This is a genomic window from Streptomyces synnematoformans (genome assembly GCF_039531005.1).
Taxonomy (GTDB): Bacteria; Actinomycetota; Actinomycetes; order Streptomycetales; family Streptomycetaceae; genus Streptomyces; species Streptomyces synnematoformans.
Map to the genome: position 1 here is coordinate 1 of NZ_BAAAPF010000176.1, position 15,122 is coordinate 15,122.

Annotated in this window: 12 protein-coding genes; 6 read left to right on the forward strand and 6 right to left on the reverse strand. The window is 73.3% G+C overall.

The genetic code is table 11. The features are described from left to right. Nucleotides 1-53: 53 nt before the first annotated feature. Nucleotides 54-2,366 (reverse strand): MMPL family transporter, encoded by a 2,313-nt coding sequence (locus ABD317_RS23195; protein ID WP_344291855.1) that lies wholly within the window; start codon nt 2,364-2,366, stop codon nt 54-56. 131 nt (nt 2,367-2,497) lie between these two features. On the opposite strand from ABD317_RS23195, the gene ABD317_RS23200 reads away from it, so the two are divergent. Next, on the forward strand, nt 2,498-3,166 hold the full coding sequence (locus ABD317_RS23200) for a TetR/AcrR family transcriptional regulator (protein WP_344291856.1): 669 nt from the start codon (nt 2,498-2,500) through the stop codon (nt 3,164-3,166). Between the two features lie 100 nt (nt 3,167-3,266). Further along, a complete protein-coding gene (locus ABD317_RS23205) occupies nt 3,267-3,494 on the forward strand; it encodes a cation transporter (protein ID WP_027755782.1) in 228 nt (75 codons plus the stop codon). Nucleotides 3,495-3,817: 323 nt separating this feature from the next. Here the strand turns inward: ABD317_RS23205 and ABD317_RS23210 are convergent, their stop codons facing one another. Beyond that, a complete protein-coding gene (locus tag ABD317_RS23210; protein WP_344291857.1) occupies nt 3,818-5,107 on the reverse strand; it encodes a citrate synthase in 1,290 nt (429 codons plus the stop codon). 175 nt (nt 5,108-5,282) lie between these two features. After that, nucleotides 5,283-7,496, reverse strand: a complete 2,214-nt coding sequence (gene recD2 / locus ABD317_RS23215; protein ID WP_344291858.1) for an SF1B family DNA helicase RecD2 — start codon at nt 7,494-7,496, stop codon at nt 5,283-5,285. 292 nt (nt 7,497-7,788) lie between these two features. Here recD2 and ABD317_RS23220 point away from each other — a divergent pair, with 292 nt between their 5' ends. After that, the gene (locus ABD317_RS23220) at nt 7,789-8,385 is read left to right on the forward strand and encodes a DUF937 domain-containing protein (RefSeq protein ID WP_344291859.1); all 597 of its coding nucleotides are present in this window, start codon (nt 7,789-7,791) and stop codon (nt 8,383-8,385) included. A 108-nt stretch (nt 8,386-8,493) separates the two neighbouring features. Here the strand turns inward: ABD317_RS23220 and ABD317_RS23225 are convergent, their stop codons facing one another. From ABD317_RS23225 to ABD317_RS23235, 3 genes are read right to left on the reverse strand one after another with little or no spacing between them, the layout of a single operon-like run. After that, nucleotides 8,494-9,345, reverse strand: a complete 852-nt coding sequence (locus ABD317_RS23225; protein WP_344291860.1) for a sugar phosphate isomerase/epimerase family protein — start codon at nt 9,343-9,345, stop codon at nt 8,494-8,496. Then, complete coding sequence (locus ABD317_RS23230; RefSeq protein WP_344291861.1) at nt 9,342-10,517, reverse strand: dihydrodipicolinate synthase family protein; 1,176 nt, start codon at nt 10,515-10,517, stop codon at nt 9,342-9,344. The genes ABD317_RS23225 and ABD317_RS23230 overlap by 4 nt, the downstream gene beginning before the upstream one ends. Next, complete coding sequence (locus ABD317_RS23235; RefSeq protein WP_027755788.1) at nt 10,514-11,683, reverse strand: Gfo/Idh/MocA family protein; 1,170 nt, start codon at nt 11,681-11,683, stop codon at nt 10,514-10,516. The genes ABD317_RS23230 and ABD317_RS23235 overlap by 4 nt, the downstream gene beginning before the upstream one ends. A gap of 253 nt (nt 11,684-11,936) precedes the next feature. Here ABD317_RS23235 and ABD317_RS23240 point away from each other — a divergent pair, with 253 nt between their 5' ends. The 3 genes from ABD317_RS23240 (at nt 11,937) to ABD317_RS23250 (ending at nt 14,931) form a co-directional block, all read left to right on the forward strand. After that, complete coding sequence (locus ABD317_RS23240) at nt 11,937-13,118, forward strand: LacI family DNA-binding transcriptional regulator (protein WP_344291862.1); 1,182 nt, start codon at nt 11,937-11,939, stop codon at nt 13,116-13,118. After that, nucleotides 13,115-14,035: a bifunctional helix-turn-helix transcriptional regulator/GNAT family N-acetyltransferase gene (locus ABD317_RS23245; protein WP_344291863.1), complete on the forward strand. Its 921-nt coding sequence runs from the start codon at nt 13,115-13,117 to the stop codon at nt 14,033-14,035. The genes ABD317_RS23240 and ABD317_RS23245 overlap by 4 nt, the downstream gene beginning before the upstream one ends. Nucleotides 14,036-14,133: 98 nt before the next feature. Further along, the gene (locus ABD317_RS23250; RefSeq protein WP_027755791.1) at nt 14,134-14,931 is read left to right on the forward strand and encodes a TIM barrel protein; all 798 of its coding nucleotides are present in this window, start codon (nt 14,134-14,136) and stop codon (nt 14,929-14,931) included. The last annotated feature ends 191 nt before the right edge of the window (nt 14,932-15,122 follow it).

Sequence of the window (15,122 nt, forward strand, 5' to 3'; positions counted from 1 at the left end):
GGTGCCGGCCCGCCCGCGCCGGGGCGGGCGCCTCCGCCCGCCCCGCGCCCGGGTCACCGGCCGCCGACAGACGCGAGGTCGTCGGACGTGTCCGCCGCCCGCTCCGGAAGCCCGCCGGGCGCCCGGGGGCCGCCTTCGCCGAACCCGCTGCGCTCGACGCGCCCGTGGAACCGGCGCAGCGGCCCGGGCGCCCACCAGGTGGCCGGCCCGGTCAGCTTCAGCACCGCCGGCACCAGCAGCCCGCGCACCACCATCGCGTCCATCAGCACCGCGAGCGCGAGCCCGATGCCCAGCATCTTGGTGTTGGTGACCCGCGAGGTGCCTATCGCGACCATCACCACCGCGAGGATCACGGCGGCGGCGGTGATCAGCCCGCCGGTCCTGCGCAGCCCGAAGACGACGGCCTGCTCCCGGTCCCCCGTGCGGTCGTGCTCCTCCTTGATACGGGAGAGGAGGAAGACGCCGTAGTCCATGGACAGGCCGAAGGCGACGCAGAACATCAGCACCGGCAGCGTCGTCTCGATGTCGCCGGTCGCGGTGAAGCCCAGCACCCCGGACAGGTTGCCGTCCTGGAAGACCCACACGAGGGCGCCGAACATCGCGGTGAGGCTCAGCGCGTTGAGCACGACGGCCACGAACGGTATGAGCACGCTGCCGGTGAGCAGAAACAGCAGGACCAGCGTGGCCAGCACGATCATGAGCCCGGCCCAGGGCAGGACGGAGCGGATGGAGTCCTTGGCATCCACCAGGTCGGCCGCGGTGCCCGTGACGGACGCCTCGAACGGCGCCCCGACGCCTCTGATGTCGCGCACCAGGTCCTGGCTGGCGGCATCCACCGCCTCGCCCTCGGCGGTCACGGTCAGATAGCCGGCGCCGGCGTCCAGCACGGGGCCGTCGACCCGTTCCACGCCGTCCAGCGCGGCGATCCGCTCCCGGTACCCGGCCAGCTCCGCGCCGGCCGGGTCGCCCGCGACGTAGACGTCGATCGTCCCGCCGGGGGTGCCGGGGAAGCCGTCCCTGAGGTGCTCCTGCACCACGTGCGACTCGGCCGACCGGGGCAGCTGCCGGTCGTCCGCGGTGCCGAACTCCACCCGCAGGAACGGCAGCCCGAGCAGCACCAGCCCCGCGGTCGTCAGCACCGCGAAGACCGGCGCCCGGCGCATCACCAGCTTCGCCAGCCGCGCCCAGCCGCGCCCGCTCTCGACACCCCCGGGCAGCCCGCCGCCGCGCCTGGGCAGGATGCGCCAGGAGTTGACCCGCGGGCCGAGCAGCACCAGCGCGGCCGGCAGCACCGTCAGCGCCGCCACCGCGGCCAGCAGCACCACCGCTATCCCGGCGTACGCGAACGATCGCAGGAAGTACTGCGGGAACAGCAGCATCGCCGAGAGCGACACCGCCACCGTCAGCGCCGAGAACAGCACCGTCCGGCCGGCGGTCCGCAGCGTGGTGCCCACCGCGCCCAGCGGATCGGCGCCCGCGGCCAGCTCCTCCCGGTAGCGCCGGACGATGAACAGCGCGTAGTCGATGGCGAGTCCGAGGCCGAGGGCCGTGGTCAGGTTCTGCGCGAAGACCGACACGTCGGCGAACTCGGTGATGCCGCGCAGCACCGCGTTCGTCCCCAGGATGGCGACGATGCCCACCGCCAGCGGCAGCAGCGCGGCGACCGCGCTGCCGAAGACCACGATGAGCAGCAGCAGCGTCACCGGCAGGGCGATGATCTCGGCCCGCAGCAGGTCCTCCCGGATGGTGCTCTGCAGTTCGTCGTAGACGGCGGCCTGCCCGCCGAGGCGCACCTCGACCGGGCCGTGCTCACCGCGGAACTCCGGCGCGAGCCGGTCGTAGATCGTGCTTGTGCGGGTCTCGTCCCCGGTGATCCGGGCGGCGATGAGCGCCTCGCTGCCGTCCGCGGAGCGCAGCCCGGCGGCCGCCTCCGCGCCCGGTGCCTCCCCCGCGCCGGCCGCACCCCCGGCCGGGTCGGCTCCCGCCCGCTCGGCGGCCTGGGCCGCCGCCCAGTACGACGTGACGCCCTCGACCGAGTCCTGCGCCGCCAGCCGTCCGGCCAGCCGCTCGGCCTCGGCGGCGACCGCGGGGTCGTCCACCCCGTCCGGCCGGCCGCTGTCCACGAGCAGCAGCAGGTTCGGCCGGGCGCCGGGGAACTGCTCGTCCAGCGCGTCCGCGGCGTACGCGGACTCGGACGCCGGGTCCTGCCACCCCCCGCCGCTCATCCGGTCCGCCACCCCGCTCCCGGCCACCACGGCCAGCACCGTGAAGACCAGCGCGAGCAGCAGCGACAGCCTGGGCCTGGCCGTGACGAACCGCGTCCAGCGGCCCGGAACGGCCGTCCCCCCGCCTGTGCCCTCGGCCATCGGATCCGCCCCTTCGTTGTGCGGCGCAATAGAATGAGACACGAGCCGGAATGCGAGTCCGCGCTCGTGTTTCACAGAATGCGAGCGGGCGCTCGCGTTTGTCAACTTGCTACCGGAGGCTGTGGATAGCCGTGTCGAATCCAGCACCGGCCGCCGACGGGCAGCCGCCCGCCGCCCGGCCGCCCCGCCGCAGGCAGGCGCGCGGCGAACGGCGCACCCAGCAGCTCCTGGACGCCGCCGCGGCGGTGTTCGCCCGCAACGGATACGCCGCCGCTTCCACGAACGCCATCGCCCGCGAGGCCGGCGTCTCCCCCGGCACGCTGTACCAGTTCTTCCCGAACAAGGAGGCACTGGCCGTCGAGCTGGGCCGGCGCTACAACCACGCGCTGCAGGAGGCGAACAGCGAGGCGTTCACCCCCGCCAACGCCACGCTCCCGCTCGACGGCATGCTCGACGCCGCCCTCGACCCGGTGATCGACTTCTGCGACGCCAACCCCGGCTTCGAGGTGCTGCTGCAGAGCACGGACACCCCGGGCCTGGTCGCGGAGGAGCACGAGGCGGTGCACACGACGATCGTCGCCGCCGTCGAGGGCATGCTCGCCCTGCGCGCCCCGGACCTCTCGCGCGCCGAGATCGCCCGGACCACCACCATGTCGTTCGGCATCTTCAAGGCCGGGCTGCAGCTGTTCATGGCCGCCGGGGACGCCGACCGGGAGGCGTACCGCGCGGAGATCAAGCGCGCCCTGTTCGGCTACCTCACCCCGGTCGTCGGCACCGACGCCATACCCCCGCCGGGCTGACCGTGTGATCAGCGTGGACGCAAAATACCCCTAGGGGGTATAGTCTGAGGACAGGGAGCAGAACACGGCTGCACCCACACCGTCGACAAGGGAGACATCCATGAGCGCCCAGACCTCCGTCACCACCGTCTACCAGGTCTCCGGCATGACCTGCGGGCACTGCGAGGGCGCCGTCAGCGCCGAACTCTCCGGTATCGACGGCGTCTCCTCGGCCAAGGCCTCGGCCGCCACCGGCGAGGTGACCGTCACCTCCGACGCGCCGCTCGACGAGGAGAAGGTGCGCGCGGCCGTCGACGAGGCGGGGTACGAGCTGGTCGGCAAGGCCTGACCCGCACCCCTGCGAACGCCGCCGGCCGCAGGGAAGGAGAGTGACTCAGATCACACCGATTCGGGGGTAACCATCTGCACCGGTCGTGTGTCTATTCGGGTGACGTCGACACCCGGCGGAGTCGACGTGCACGAGGCCGGGACGGCACGTGCGAGGAGCATTGAGCGGCCCCTCCCGCGGCGACGTCCCGGCGGCACGAGGCGCCCGGCTCCTATCCGGAGTCGGGAGAGCGAAGCGCCCCGTCGACTGATCCGTGGGGGGATCGCAGACGGGGCGCCTTCGCGTTTCTGCGCTTCGTTGCCGGTGTTCGAACCGCCGGCCGCTCAGCGCTCCTCGACCGGGACGAAGTCCCGCAGGACCTCGCCGGTGTAGATCTGCCGGGGGCGGCCGATGCGGGAGCCCGGCTCCTTGATCATCTCGTGCCACTGGGCGACCCAGCCCGGCAGCCGCCCGAGCGCGAAGAGCACGGTGAACATCTCCGTCGGGAAGCCCATCGCGCGGTAGATCAGGCCGGTGTAGAAGTCGACGTTCGGGTACAGCTTGCGATCGACGAAGTAGTCGTCGGCGAGCGCGTGCTCCTCCAGCTTCAGGGCGATGTCCAGCAGCTCGTCGGACTTGCCCAGCGCGGAGAGGACGTCGTGCGCCGCCGCCTTGATGATCTTCGCCCGGGGGTCGAAGTTCTTGTAGACGCGGTGCCCGAAGCCCATGAGCTTCACGCCGTCTTCCTTGTCCTTCACCTTGCGGATGAAGGTGTCGACGTCGCCGCCCGCGGCCTGGATGCCTTCCAGCATCTCCAGCACGCTCTGGTTGGCGCCGCCGTGCAGGGGCCCCCACAGCGCGCTGATGCCCGCCGAGATGGAGGCGAACAGGTTGGCCTGCGAGGAGCCGACCAGCCGCACGGTGGAGGTCGAACAGTTCTGCTCGTGGTCGGCGTGCAGGATCAGCAGCTTGTCGAGCGCACTGACCACGACGGGGTCCAGGTCGTACTCGGCGGCGGGCACCGAGAAGGTCATGCGCAGGAAGTTCTCGACGTACCCGAGGTCGTTGCGCGGGTAGACCACCGGGTGGCCGACGGACTTCTTGTACGCGTACGCCGCGATCGTCGGCAGCTTGGCCAGCAGCCGGATCGTCGACAGGTGCCGCTGCTGCTCGTCGAACGGGTTGTGGCTGTCCTGGTAGAAGGTCGACAGCGCGCTGACCACGGAGGACAGCATCGCCATCGGGTGTGCGTCCCGCGGGAAGCCGTCGTAGAAGCGCTTGACGTCCTCGTGCAGGAGGGTGTGGCGGGTGATCTCGTCCCTGAACACCGACAGCTCGTCCACGGTGGGCAGCTCACCGTTGATCAGCAGATAGGCGACTTCCAGAAAGGTGCTGCGCTCGGCGAGCTGTTCGATGGGGTAGCCGCGGTAGCGCAGGATCCCCTGCTCGCCGTCCAGATAGGTGATGGCCGACTTGTACGCCGCGGTATTGCCATAGCCGCTGTCCAGGGTCACCAGCCCGGTCTGGGAGCGCAGCTTTCCGATGTCGACGCCGGTGTCTCCGACGGTGCTGTCGACGATCGGGAAGGTGTACTCGCCGTCGCCGTACCGAAGTACTGCAGATTTGTCGCTCACTCTGTCCTCACCCGACGTATCGTGCCTCTTCTTTGAGGTGCTTGAGGTGCCCTGACTACCCTCCAGCTTCCCCCATACGGAGCGGTTACGTGCACTCGGGGTCGGCTGCTGGATCAACATACGGCACTGCGTGCCACATACGGACCATCGTGCCCTGCCCGCGCGGGTCAGCGGGTCAGGGGAGACCCACGCGCCCGCGCAGCCGATGGTCCAGCGCCGTACAGCGACGGCCTGCGGAAACGGTGCGCACCGCCTGTCCCAGCGCCCGGCGGGAGCCCACCAGCACGACCAGCTTCCTGGCCCGGGTGACGGCCGTGTACAGCAGGTTCCGCTGGAGCATCATCCAGGCGCCGGTGGTGACGGGGATCACCACGGCCGGGTACTCACTGCCCTGTGAACGGTGGATGGTGACCGCGTACGCGTGCGCCAGCTCGTCCAGTTCGTCGAAGTCGTACGGCACCTCCTCGTCCTCGTCCGTGAGCACCGTCAGCCGCTGTTCGACGGCGTCCAGGCCGGTGACGACGCCGACGGTGCCGTTGAAGACCCCGTTTGCTCCCTTCTCGTAGTTGTTCCGTATCTGCGTGACCTTGTCGCCGACGCGGAACGTACGGCCGCCGAAGCGCTTCTCCGCAAGCCCCGGCCGGCCGGGGGTGACGGCCTCCTGGAGCAGCCCGTTCAGTACGCCGGCGCCGGCGGGGCCGCGGTGCATGGGGGCCAGGACCTGCACGTCGCGGCGCGGGTCGAGGCCGAACTTCGCCGGGACGCGGCGGGCCGCCACGTCCACCGTGAGCCGGCCGGCGGCCTCCGTGTCGTCCTCGGCGAAGAGGAAGAAGTCCGGAAGGCCCTGGGTGAGGGGCTGGACCCCGGAGTTGATGCGGTGCGCGTTGGTGACGACGCCGGACTGCTGGGCCTGCCGGAAGATCCGGGTCAGCCGGACCGCGGGCACCGGGCCGCCCTCCGCCAGCAGGTCGCGCAGCACCTCGCCGGCGCCGACGGACGGCAGCTGGTCGACGTCGCCGACGAGCAGCAGGTGTGCCCCCGGCGGCACGGCCTTGGCGAGCTTGTTCGCCAGCAGCAGGTCCAGCATCGAGGCCTCGTCGACGACGACCAGGTCGGCGTCGAGCGGCCGGTCCCGGTCGTACGCGGCGTCGCCCCCCGGCTTCAGTTCCAGCAGCCGGTGCACGGTCGACGCCTCGGCGCCGGTCAGCTCCGCCAGCCGCTTGGCCGCGCGGCCGGTGGGCGCGGCCATCACCACCTTCGCCCGCTTGGCGCGGGCCAGCTCCACCACCGAGCGGACGGTGAAGGACTTGCCGCAGCCGGGGCCTCCGGTCAGCACCGCGACCTTCTCCGTCAGCGCCAGCCGGACCGCCTGCTCCTGCTCGGGGGCCAGCTCCGCGCCGGTGCGACCGCCGAGCCAGGTGAGCGCACGGGTCCAGTCGACGTCCTGGAAGGCGGGCATGCGGTCCCGCTCGGCGCGCAGCAGGCGCAGCAGCTGGGCGGCCAGGGAGACCTCCGCGCGGTGGAACGGCACGAGGTAGATCCCCTGCACCTCCTCCCCCCCGGCGGGCCCGGGCACCGTCTCCCGGACGACGCCCTCCTCCTTCACCAGCTCGTCCAGGCACTCGATGACCAGGCCGGTGTCGACCTGCAGCAGCTTGACCGCCTCGGTGATGAGCTGCTGCTCGGGCAGGAAGCAGTTGCCCTGGTCGGAGGACTGGGACAGGGCGTACTGCAGGCCGGCCTTGACGCGCTCCGGGCTGTCGTGCGGGATGCCGACGGAGCGGGCGATGCGGTCGGCGGTGAGGAAGCCGATGCCCCAGACGTCGGCGGCCAGCCGGTACGGCTGGTTCTTCACCACGGAGATGGAGGCGTCCCCGTAGGACTTGTAGATCCGCACGGCGATGGACGTGGACACCCCGACGCCCTGGAGGAAGAGCATGACCTCCTTGATGGCCTTCTGCTCCTCCCAGGCGGCGCCGATCAGCCTGGTCCGCTTGGGGCCGAGGCCCGGGACCTCGACGAGCCGCGCGGGCTCCTCCTCGATGACGTCGAGGGTGTCGACGCCGAAGTGGTCGACGATCCGCTCGGCGATACGGGGCCCGATGCCCTTGATGAGCCCCGAGCCGAGGTAGCGGCGGATGCCCTGGACGGTGGCGGGGAGCACCGTTGTGTAGTTCTCCACGGTGAACTGCTTGCCGTACTGCGGGTGGGAGCCCCAGCGGCCCTCCATGCGCAGCGACTCGCCCGGCTGGGCGCCGAGCAGGGCGCCGACGACCGCGAGCAGGTCACCGCCGCGGCCGGTGTCGACGCGGGCGACCGTGTACCCGTTGTCCTCGTTGGCGTACGTGATCCGTTCGAGGACCCCCTCCACCACCGCCAGTTGCGTCATGGGCAAGACGCTACCCGCGGGCCCCGACATCGCGGGCGGGCCTGTGGACGAACCGGCGGTTGTGGACAACCCCGCCTCCGCGGGCGGCCGGGCTCAGTGAGGGGGCCCGGCCCTCGCGGGCCGGACCCCCTCACGTCCCCCTCCGAGGGCTCCCCCACCCCCCTGGTACTCCCCCCGGGGAGCCGATGTCCTATACGACCCCGGTTGACGGCGAAGGGTTGCACGGCAGCGGCACTTTATCGATCTGTAACCCGATGTGCCGACGCGGATAATCGGTCGTAACGTTTCAGACATGAGGGGCAAACCAGTCCATAAGGCTGTCCTGGACGACCTCGGTCCGGAGCAGCTGCACCAGGTGGCCGACGAACTGGGTACCGGCAGCCGGGGCGCGAAGCGGGTCGTCGGCGAGACGGTCGCCGCCCTCACCGGCTCGCTCGCGCAGGAGGCGTCCACCACCCACGGGGCACACGAGGTCGAGCAGGCGCTCGACGAAGCCCGGGGAGCGGCGCCCGCGGGCGCCGGCGCCGCCGCAGGCCCGGCGAAGGACACGTCCGCCCTCGTCGGCGCGGTGCCGTTCACCGGGGGTGCGCCCGGCGGCGGGATGCTCGCGACGATCATCGGCAGGACGAGCATGCCGGTGGCCCGCGCCGTCTCGCAGCGCACGGACATCCCGATGGCGCAGGTGTCCCGGGCGCTGAAGATCCTCACGCCGGTGGTGATGACTGCCGTCTCCCGGACCGCGAAGAACCGCAAGGTCCAGGCGGAGGGGCTGTCCGAGATGCTCGCGCAGGAGCGGCGGGCGGACCGGCGGTCGGGCGGGCCGCTCGTCGCGCTGGCGCGGCGGTTCGGCGGCGGGCGGTCGTACGGCGGCGGGCGCCACCGCGCCTGACGGCGCGGCCCGGGGCGGGCCCGTACGCGACGAGCACCCCGGGGACAGCCGCCGGGACGGGCCGTGGGACCGCCGCGGGCCCGGCGCACGGCGGAGTCCGCCGGCCGCTCAGCGTGCGACCAGCCGCTCGTACCGCTCGACGATCTCCGCCAGCACCTCCGCGCCCTCGCGTGCCCACAGCCCCGGGTTGAAGATCTCGACCTCCACGAAGCCCGTGTACCCGGCCTCGTCCACCCGCTTCCGGAACCAGCGCAGGTCGACGCTCCCGTCGCCCAGCTGCCCCCGCCCCAGCAGCACGCCCTCCGGCAGCGGCGTGACCCAGTCCGCCAGCTGGAAGGCCGCGATCCGGCCGGACGTCCCCGCGCGCGTGATCTGCGCCGCGACGGTGTCGTCCCACCACAGGTGGTACGTGTCCACCACCACGCCCACCCGGTCCGCGGGGAAGCGCTCGGCCAGGTCCAGCGACTGGGCCAGCGTGGAGACCACGCACCGGTCGGCGGCGTACATCGGGTGCAGCGGCTCGATCGCCAGCCGCACGGCGCGCTCCGCCGCGTACGGCGCGAGGACGCCCAGCGCGTCCGCGATGCGCTCCCGTGCGCCGTGCAGATCGCGGCTGCCGTCGGGGAGCCCGCCGGAGACGAGCACGAGCGTGTCCGTGCCCAGCGTGGCCGCCTCGTCGATGGCGCGCCGGTTGTCGTCGAGGGCGGCGGCGCGCTCCCCCGGGTCGCCGGCGGTGAAGAAGCCGCCGCGGCACAGGCTGGTCACCGTCAGCCCGGCGTCGCGGAACAGCCTGGCGGCGGCGTCCACCCCGTACTCCTGGACGGGCGCGCGCCACAGCCCCACTCCGCGGAGCCCGGCCGCCGCGCAGCCGTCCGCCAGCTCCGGGAGCGACCACTGCCGGATGGTCTCCTGGTTGAGGCTGAGCCGGGCCGGCGCACCGGCCGGCTGTCCGGCGCTCACCGGACGACTCCGTGGACGGCGAGGAAAGAGATCATGCGCTCCGCCGCGCGCTGCGGTTCGGGGAACAGGCCGAGGGTGTCGGCCAGTTCGTACACGCGCGCGAGATGCGGCAGGGAGCGTGCCGACTGCTGCCCGCCGACCATCGTGAAGTGGCTCTGGTGGCCGCCGAGCCAGGCCAGGAACACGACGCCCGTCTTGTAGAAGCGCGTCGGGGCCTGGAAGAGGTGGCGGGCCAGCGGCACGGTCGGGTCGAGGGCCTTCCGGAAGCCGGCGGCGTCGCCGGTGTCGAGGGTCCGTACGGCCTCGGCGGCCAGCGGGGCGAGCGGGTCGAAGACGCCGAGGAGGGCGTGGCTGAAGCCGTGCTCGTCGCCCTCGATCAGCTCGGGGTAGTGGAAGTCGTCGCCGGTGTAGCAGCGCACGCCGCGGGGCAGCCGCCGGCGCAGGGCGACCTCGCGGGAGGCGTCGAGGAGGGAGACCTTCACGCCGTCGACCTTGTCCGGATGCTGGGCGATGACGTCGAGGAACGTGTCCGTGGCGGCGTCGAGGTCGGAACTGCCCCAGTAGCCGGCGAGCGCGGGGTCGAACATGTCGCCCAGCCAGTGCAGGATCACGGGCTCGCGCGCCTGGCGCAGCAGCGAGCCGTACGTCTCCACGTAGTCCCCGGGGCCGCGGGCGCACGCCGCCAGCGCGCGGGAGGCCATGAGCACCGCCTGCGCGCCGGCGTCCTCGACCAGGGCGAGCTGCTCCTCGTACGCGGCCCGCACGTCGGCGACGGTGGCGCCCGCGGCGGCGAGCGGGTCGGTGGCCGCGCCGCAGGCGACGCGGCCGCCGTGGGCGGCGGCCTCCGCGGCGGAGCGCCGGATCAGCTCGGCGGCGCGGGGCCAGTCCAGCCCCATGCCGCGCTGCGCGGTGTCCATGGCCTCGGCGACGGCGAGGCCGTGGGACCACAGGTGGCGCCGGTAGGCGAGGGTGGCGTCCCAGTCGACCGCGGCGGGGCTGTCCGGGTCTCCCGGGCCGGTGTCGGCGTACGGGTCGGCGACGACGTGCGCGGCGGCGAAGACCGTGCGGCAGGAGGGGCGCGGGCCGCCGGCGGCGAGCGCCGGAGCGGGCTCCGCGCGCGGTTCGTACGCCTCCAGTACGCCCCCCGGCCGGGGCAGCGGGACCGCCGTCATCGGGCCAGCTCCGGGATCTCGACGCGGCGTCCCTCCGCGGCCGCCCTGAGGCCCAGCTCGGCGAGCTGCACTCCGCGCGCGCCGGCGAGCAGGTCCCAGTGGTACGGCTCGTCGAGCGCCAGGTGCCGCAGGAACAGCTCCCACTGGGCGCGGAAGCCGTTGGGGAAACCGGCGGGGCCGGCGTTGTCCGGCACCTCCTGCCACTGGTCGCGGAAGGTCTCGGAGACCGGCAGGTCCGGGTTCCACACCGGCTTCGGCGTCGTCGCCCGGTGCTGGACGCGGCAGCCGCGCAGGCCCGCGACGGCGGAGCCCTCCGTGCCGTCGACCTGGAACTCGACCAGCTCGTCGCGGTGGACACGCACCGTCCAGGAGGAGTTGATCTGGGCCACGACGGGGCCGCCGGGCGCGGCCAGCTCGAAGATGCCGTACGCCGCGTCGTCGGCGGTCGCCTCGTACTCCTCGCCGTTCTCGTCCCAGCGGCGCGGCAGGTGGGTGGTGACGTGCGCCTGCACGCTGCGCACCGGGCCGAACAGCTCGTGCAGGATGTACTCCCAGTGCGGGAACATGTCGAGCACCATCCCGCCGCCGTCCTGCGCGCGGTAGTTCCAGGAGGGCCGCTGGGCGGGCTGCCAGTCGCCCTCGAAGACCCAGTAGCCGAACTCGCCGCGCACCGACAGGATGCGGCCGAAGAAGCCGCCGTCGACGAGGCGCTTGAGCTTGAGCAGGCCGGGCAGGAAGAGCTTGTCCTGGACGACGCCGTGCTTGACGCCCGCGCCCTGCGCCATCCGGGCGAGTTCGAGGGCGGCGGACGCGGAGGCGGCGGTCGGCTTTTCCACGTAGATGTGCTTGCCGGCCGCGACGGCCTTCTTCACCGCCTCCTCGCGGGCGGAGGTGACCTGGGCGTCGAAGTACAGCTCGACGGAGTCGTCCGCGAGCACGGCGTCGAGGTCGGTGGAGTATTCCGGCAGGTCGTGCCGGCGGGCGAGGTCCTTCAGCGCGTGTTCCCTGCGACCCACCAGAACGGGCTCGGGCCACAGCACGTCGCCGCCGCCGAGATCCAGCCCGCCTTCCTCGCGAATGGCAAGAATCGAACGGACGAGGTGCTGTCGATACCCCATCCGCCCGGTGACGCCGTTCATGGCGATACGCAGCGTCCTACGTGGCATCTGGTCTCCTGTAGTAAGCGCTTTCTGCCCCGGGAGAAAGTTATCCCCGCCCGGCCTGCCGCGCAAGAGCCCTACCGGGTGCGGGCCCGGGCCGTGCACACTCCTGCCACCCCCGCGACGCGGGCGGCGCGACGTGCAAGACTTCCGCTCACAGCCCGGGCCGGCGACCGGCGCCGGGCGGGGGCTCCGCACGGGCCCCGGGGGATTCCGGCACCGGGGGCCGGAACGCCGTATCCGAACGGGAGGCAGAGCGATGGCAGTCACCCTCGCGGACGTCGCGGCACGCGCCCGCGTCTCCGCCGCGACCGTCTCCCGGGTGCTCAGCGGCAACTACCCGGTGGCCGAGGCCACCCGCGCGCGCGTGCTCGCCGCGGTGGACGAGCTGGACTACGTCATCAACGGCCCCGCGAGCGCCCTCGCCGCCGCCACCTCCGACCTGGTCGGCGTCCTGGTCAACGACGTCGCCGACCCGTTCTTCGGCATCATGGCCAGCGCCGTGCAGTCCGAGCTGGGCAGCGAGAAGCTGGCCGTCGTCTGCAACACCGGCGGCTCCCCGGAGCGCGAGCTGACCTACCTCACGCTCCTGCTGCGGCAGCGCGCCGCCGCCGTCGTGATCACCGGCAGCGCCGTCGAGACGCCCGAGTACGCGGCGGCCAGCGCGGCGAAGGTGGGCCGGCTGGCGGCGAACGGCACCCGCGTCGTCCTCCTCGGCCGGCCGGCGAGCGCCGCGCCCGAGGGCTCCGCGTTCGCCGTCGAGTTCGGCAACCGCGAGGGCGGGCGGCGGCTCACCGAGCACCTCGTCTCCCTCGGCCACCGCCGCATCGGCTACGTCGCGGGCCCCGCCGACCGCACCACCACCCGGCACCGCCTCGAAGGCCACCGGGCCGCGCTCGCCGCACACGGCCTCGGCGGCGACGCCGACGCGTTCGGCCGGCTGACGGTGCACGGCCCGTACACCCGGCAGTCCGGCTACGACGGTGCGCTCGAACTGCTCGACCGCGAGCCGGGGCTGACCGCCGTCGTCGGCTCCAACGACGCGGTGGCGCTGGGCATCTGCGCGGCGCTGCGCGAGAAGGGGCTTGACATCCCCGGTGACGTCTCGGTCGCCGGCTTCGACGACCTGCCGTTCAGCGCGGACGCGACGCCCGCGCTGACGACGGTGCGGCTGCCGCTGCAGGAGGCGGCGGCGCGGGCGGAGCGGCTGGCCCTGGGCCGGGAGGAGTCGCCGGCGGGCGGGCGGCACCTGGTGCTGGCGGAGGTGGTGGCGCGGGCCTCGACGGCGGCGCCGCGGGCGGAGCGGCAAGGCGCGGGCACGGCGCCGGGGCGGGCGCGCGGCGGCGGGACGACCTGTGGACAACTCTGCACGGGGTCGGCGCTTCGGGGTATCTTTGACTCAGTCAAAGGAAAGCACGCGCCAGGAGGTGGGGTTCCGTGACCATCGAGGACATCCGCTCGTTCAACCGCTTCTACACGAATCTGATCGGCGCCCTCGATTACAGCCGCCATCTCTACACGCCGTACACGCTCACCGAGGCCCGCGTCCTGTACGAGCTGAACCACGCCCCGCAGGCGGACGCCGCCGACCTGCGCGGGGCGCTCACGCTGGACGCGGGGTATCTCAGCAGGCTGCTCGGCAGGTTCGAGAAGGACGGCCTGGTCACGCGGGGCCCGTCGGCCGAGGACGCGCGGCGGCAGCGGGTGGCGCTCACCCCGCGCGGGCGGGAGGCGGCCCATCTGCTGGAGGAACGCTCACGGGAGCAGGTGGGGACGCTGCTGGGGCGGGTTCCGCCGGACCGGCGTGCGCAGCTGGCCGCCGCGATGAGCACGGTGCGGGCGCTGCTGTCGGAGTCGGCCGTCCCCGAGCTGGTCGGGGAGGTCGAGCTGCGCGAGCCGGGGCCGGGCGAGCTGGGCTGGATCGTCCAGCGCCACGGCGAGCTGTACGCGCAGGAGTACGGCTGGGACGCGGACTTCGAGGCGCTGGTGGCCCGGATCGTCGCGGACTACGCCGCGCACCGCGACCCGGCATACGAGCGCACATGGATAGCCGACCTGGGCGGCCGGCCGGTCGGCACGGTCATGTGCGTGCGGGACGACGCCCCGGACACCGCGCGGCTGCGGCTGCTGCTGGTGGACCCCGAGGTGCGGGGACACCGGCTGGGTGCGCGGCTGGTCGACGAGTGCATCGCCTTCGCCCGTGCGGCGGGATACCGCACAGTGGTGCTGTGGACGAACTCGGTACTGACCTCCGCCCGCCGCATCTACGAGCGCGCGGGCTTCGAGCTGACGGCCGAGAAGCCGCACCACAGCTACGGCGCGGATCTGGTGGGCCAGGACTGGAGGCTGACGCTCTGAGCCGTTCCGCCGCAGGGCCGCCCCCGGGGCGCGGGCGGTTGCTTCGGGTGGCGGGGCGCGGGGTTGCCAGGCCCGGTGGGGTCTGATCGACTCACGGCATGCGACTCGCCTTCTCCACCCTCGGCCTGCCCCAGCTTCCCGTCGCCGAGGTCGTCCGGCTCGCCCGGGACCGTGGCTACCAGGGCGTGGAGCTGCGGTGCCACCCCGAGGAGCCGGTGCACACCGGGCTCGGGATCAGCGAGCGGGCCGACGTGGTCGAGGAGTTCGCCGCGGCCGGGGTGGAGATCCCGGCGCTGGCGGGCTACGCGGGCGTCGCCGAGCCCGGTGACGACGAGCCGGTCGTCGCGGAGATGCGCGGGCTGCTGGCGCTCGCCCGGGACGTGGGCGCCGCGCACGTCCGGGTGTTCCCGCGCGGCGGCGGGCAGCCGGCCGTCGAGGCGGACCCCACCGCCGCGCGGCGGCTCGCCGCCGTGGCCCCGTACGCAGCGGACCTCGGCGTGCGCGTGCTGCTGGAGACGCACGACTCGCACCGCACGGGCGCGGACGTCGCCCGGGTCCTCGACCTCGCCGGGCACAAGAGCACCGGTGCGCTGTGGGACGTGATGCACACCTGGCTCGGCGGCGAGGAGCCGCGGGACACGCTCGCGGTGCTCGCCCCGTACCTCGGCTACGTGCAGGTCAAGGACGCGGCCTCGCCGGGGGACCTGACGCCGCTGGCGCTGGGCGACGGGTCGGTGCCGCTGGCGGAGGTCCTGGCGGTGCTGACGGAGGCGGGCTGGGACGGCTGGCTGTGCTGGGAGTACGAGAAGCGCTGGTACCCCGACGTCCCGGAGCTGCCGCAGCTGCTCGCCGCGGGCCGCGAGCACCTGCTGCGGCTGCTGGCCGACGTGGCCTGACCCCCGCCGCCCCGCCGGTGCACACCCGGTGCGGCGGCACCTCGCCCGTGTCACATCCGGTGCCTTCGCGGGCTCATGTCTGCCGAACCGTGACGAGGGGATGACGTGAGCGATGGCGGAGACCGAGTGGCGAACATCGCGCTGATCAACCGGCCCGCACCCGCGCCGGCCTGACGTCGTCGCGCGGCGGG

Bases quoted from the DNA above. Each gene is read 5' to 3' on its own strand.
- ABD317_RS23195 (WP_344291855.1), bottom strand. From the start codon at position 2,366: ATGGCCGAGGGCACAGGCGGGGGGACGGCCGTTCCGGGCCGCTGGACG.
- ABD317_RS23205 (WP_027755782.1), top strand. From the start codon at position 3,267: ATGAGCGCCCAGACCTCCGTCACCACCGTCTACCAGGTCTCCGGCATG.
- recD2 (WP_344291858.1), bottom strand. From the start codon at position 7,496: ATGACGCAACTGGCGGTGGTGGAGGGGGTCCTCGAACGGATCACGTAC.
- ABD317_RS23220 (WP_344291859.1), top strand. From the start codon at position 7,789: ATGAGGGGCAAACCAGTCCATAAGGCTGTCCTGGACGACCTCGGTCCG.
- ABD317_RS23230 (WP_344291861.1), bottom strand. From the start codon at position 10,517: ATGACGGCGGTCCCGCTGCCCCGGCCGGGGGGCGTACTGGAGGCGTAC.
- ABD317_RS23235 (WP_027755788.1), bottom strand. From the start codon at position 11,683: ATGCCACGTAGGACGCTGCGTATCGCCATGAACGGCGTCACCGGGCGG.
- ABD317_RS23240 (WP_344291862.1), top strand. From the start codon at position 11,937: ATGGCAGTCACCCTCGCGGACGTCGCGGCACGCGCCCGCGTCTCCGCC.
- ABD317_RS23250 (WP_027755791.1), top strand. From the start codon at position 14,134: ATGCGACTCGCCTTCTCCACCCTCGGCCTGCCCCAGCTTCCCGTCGCC.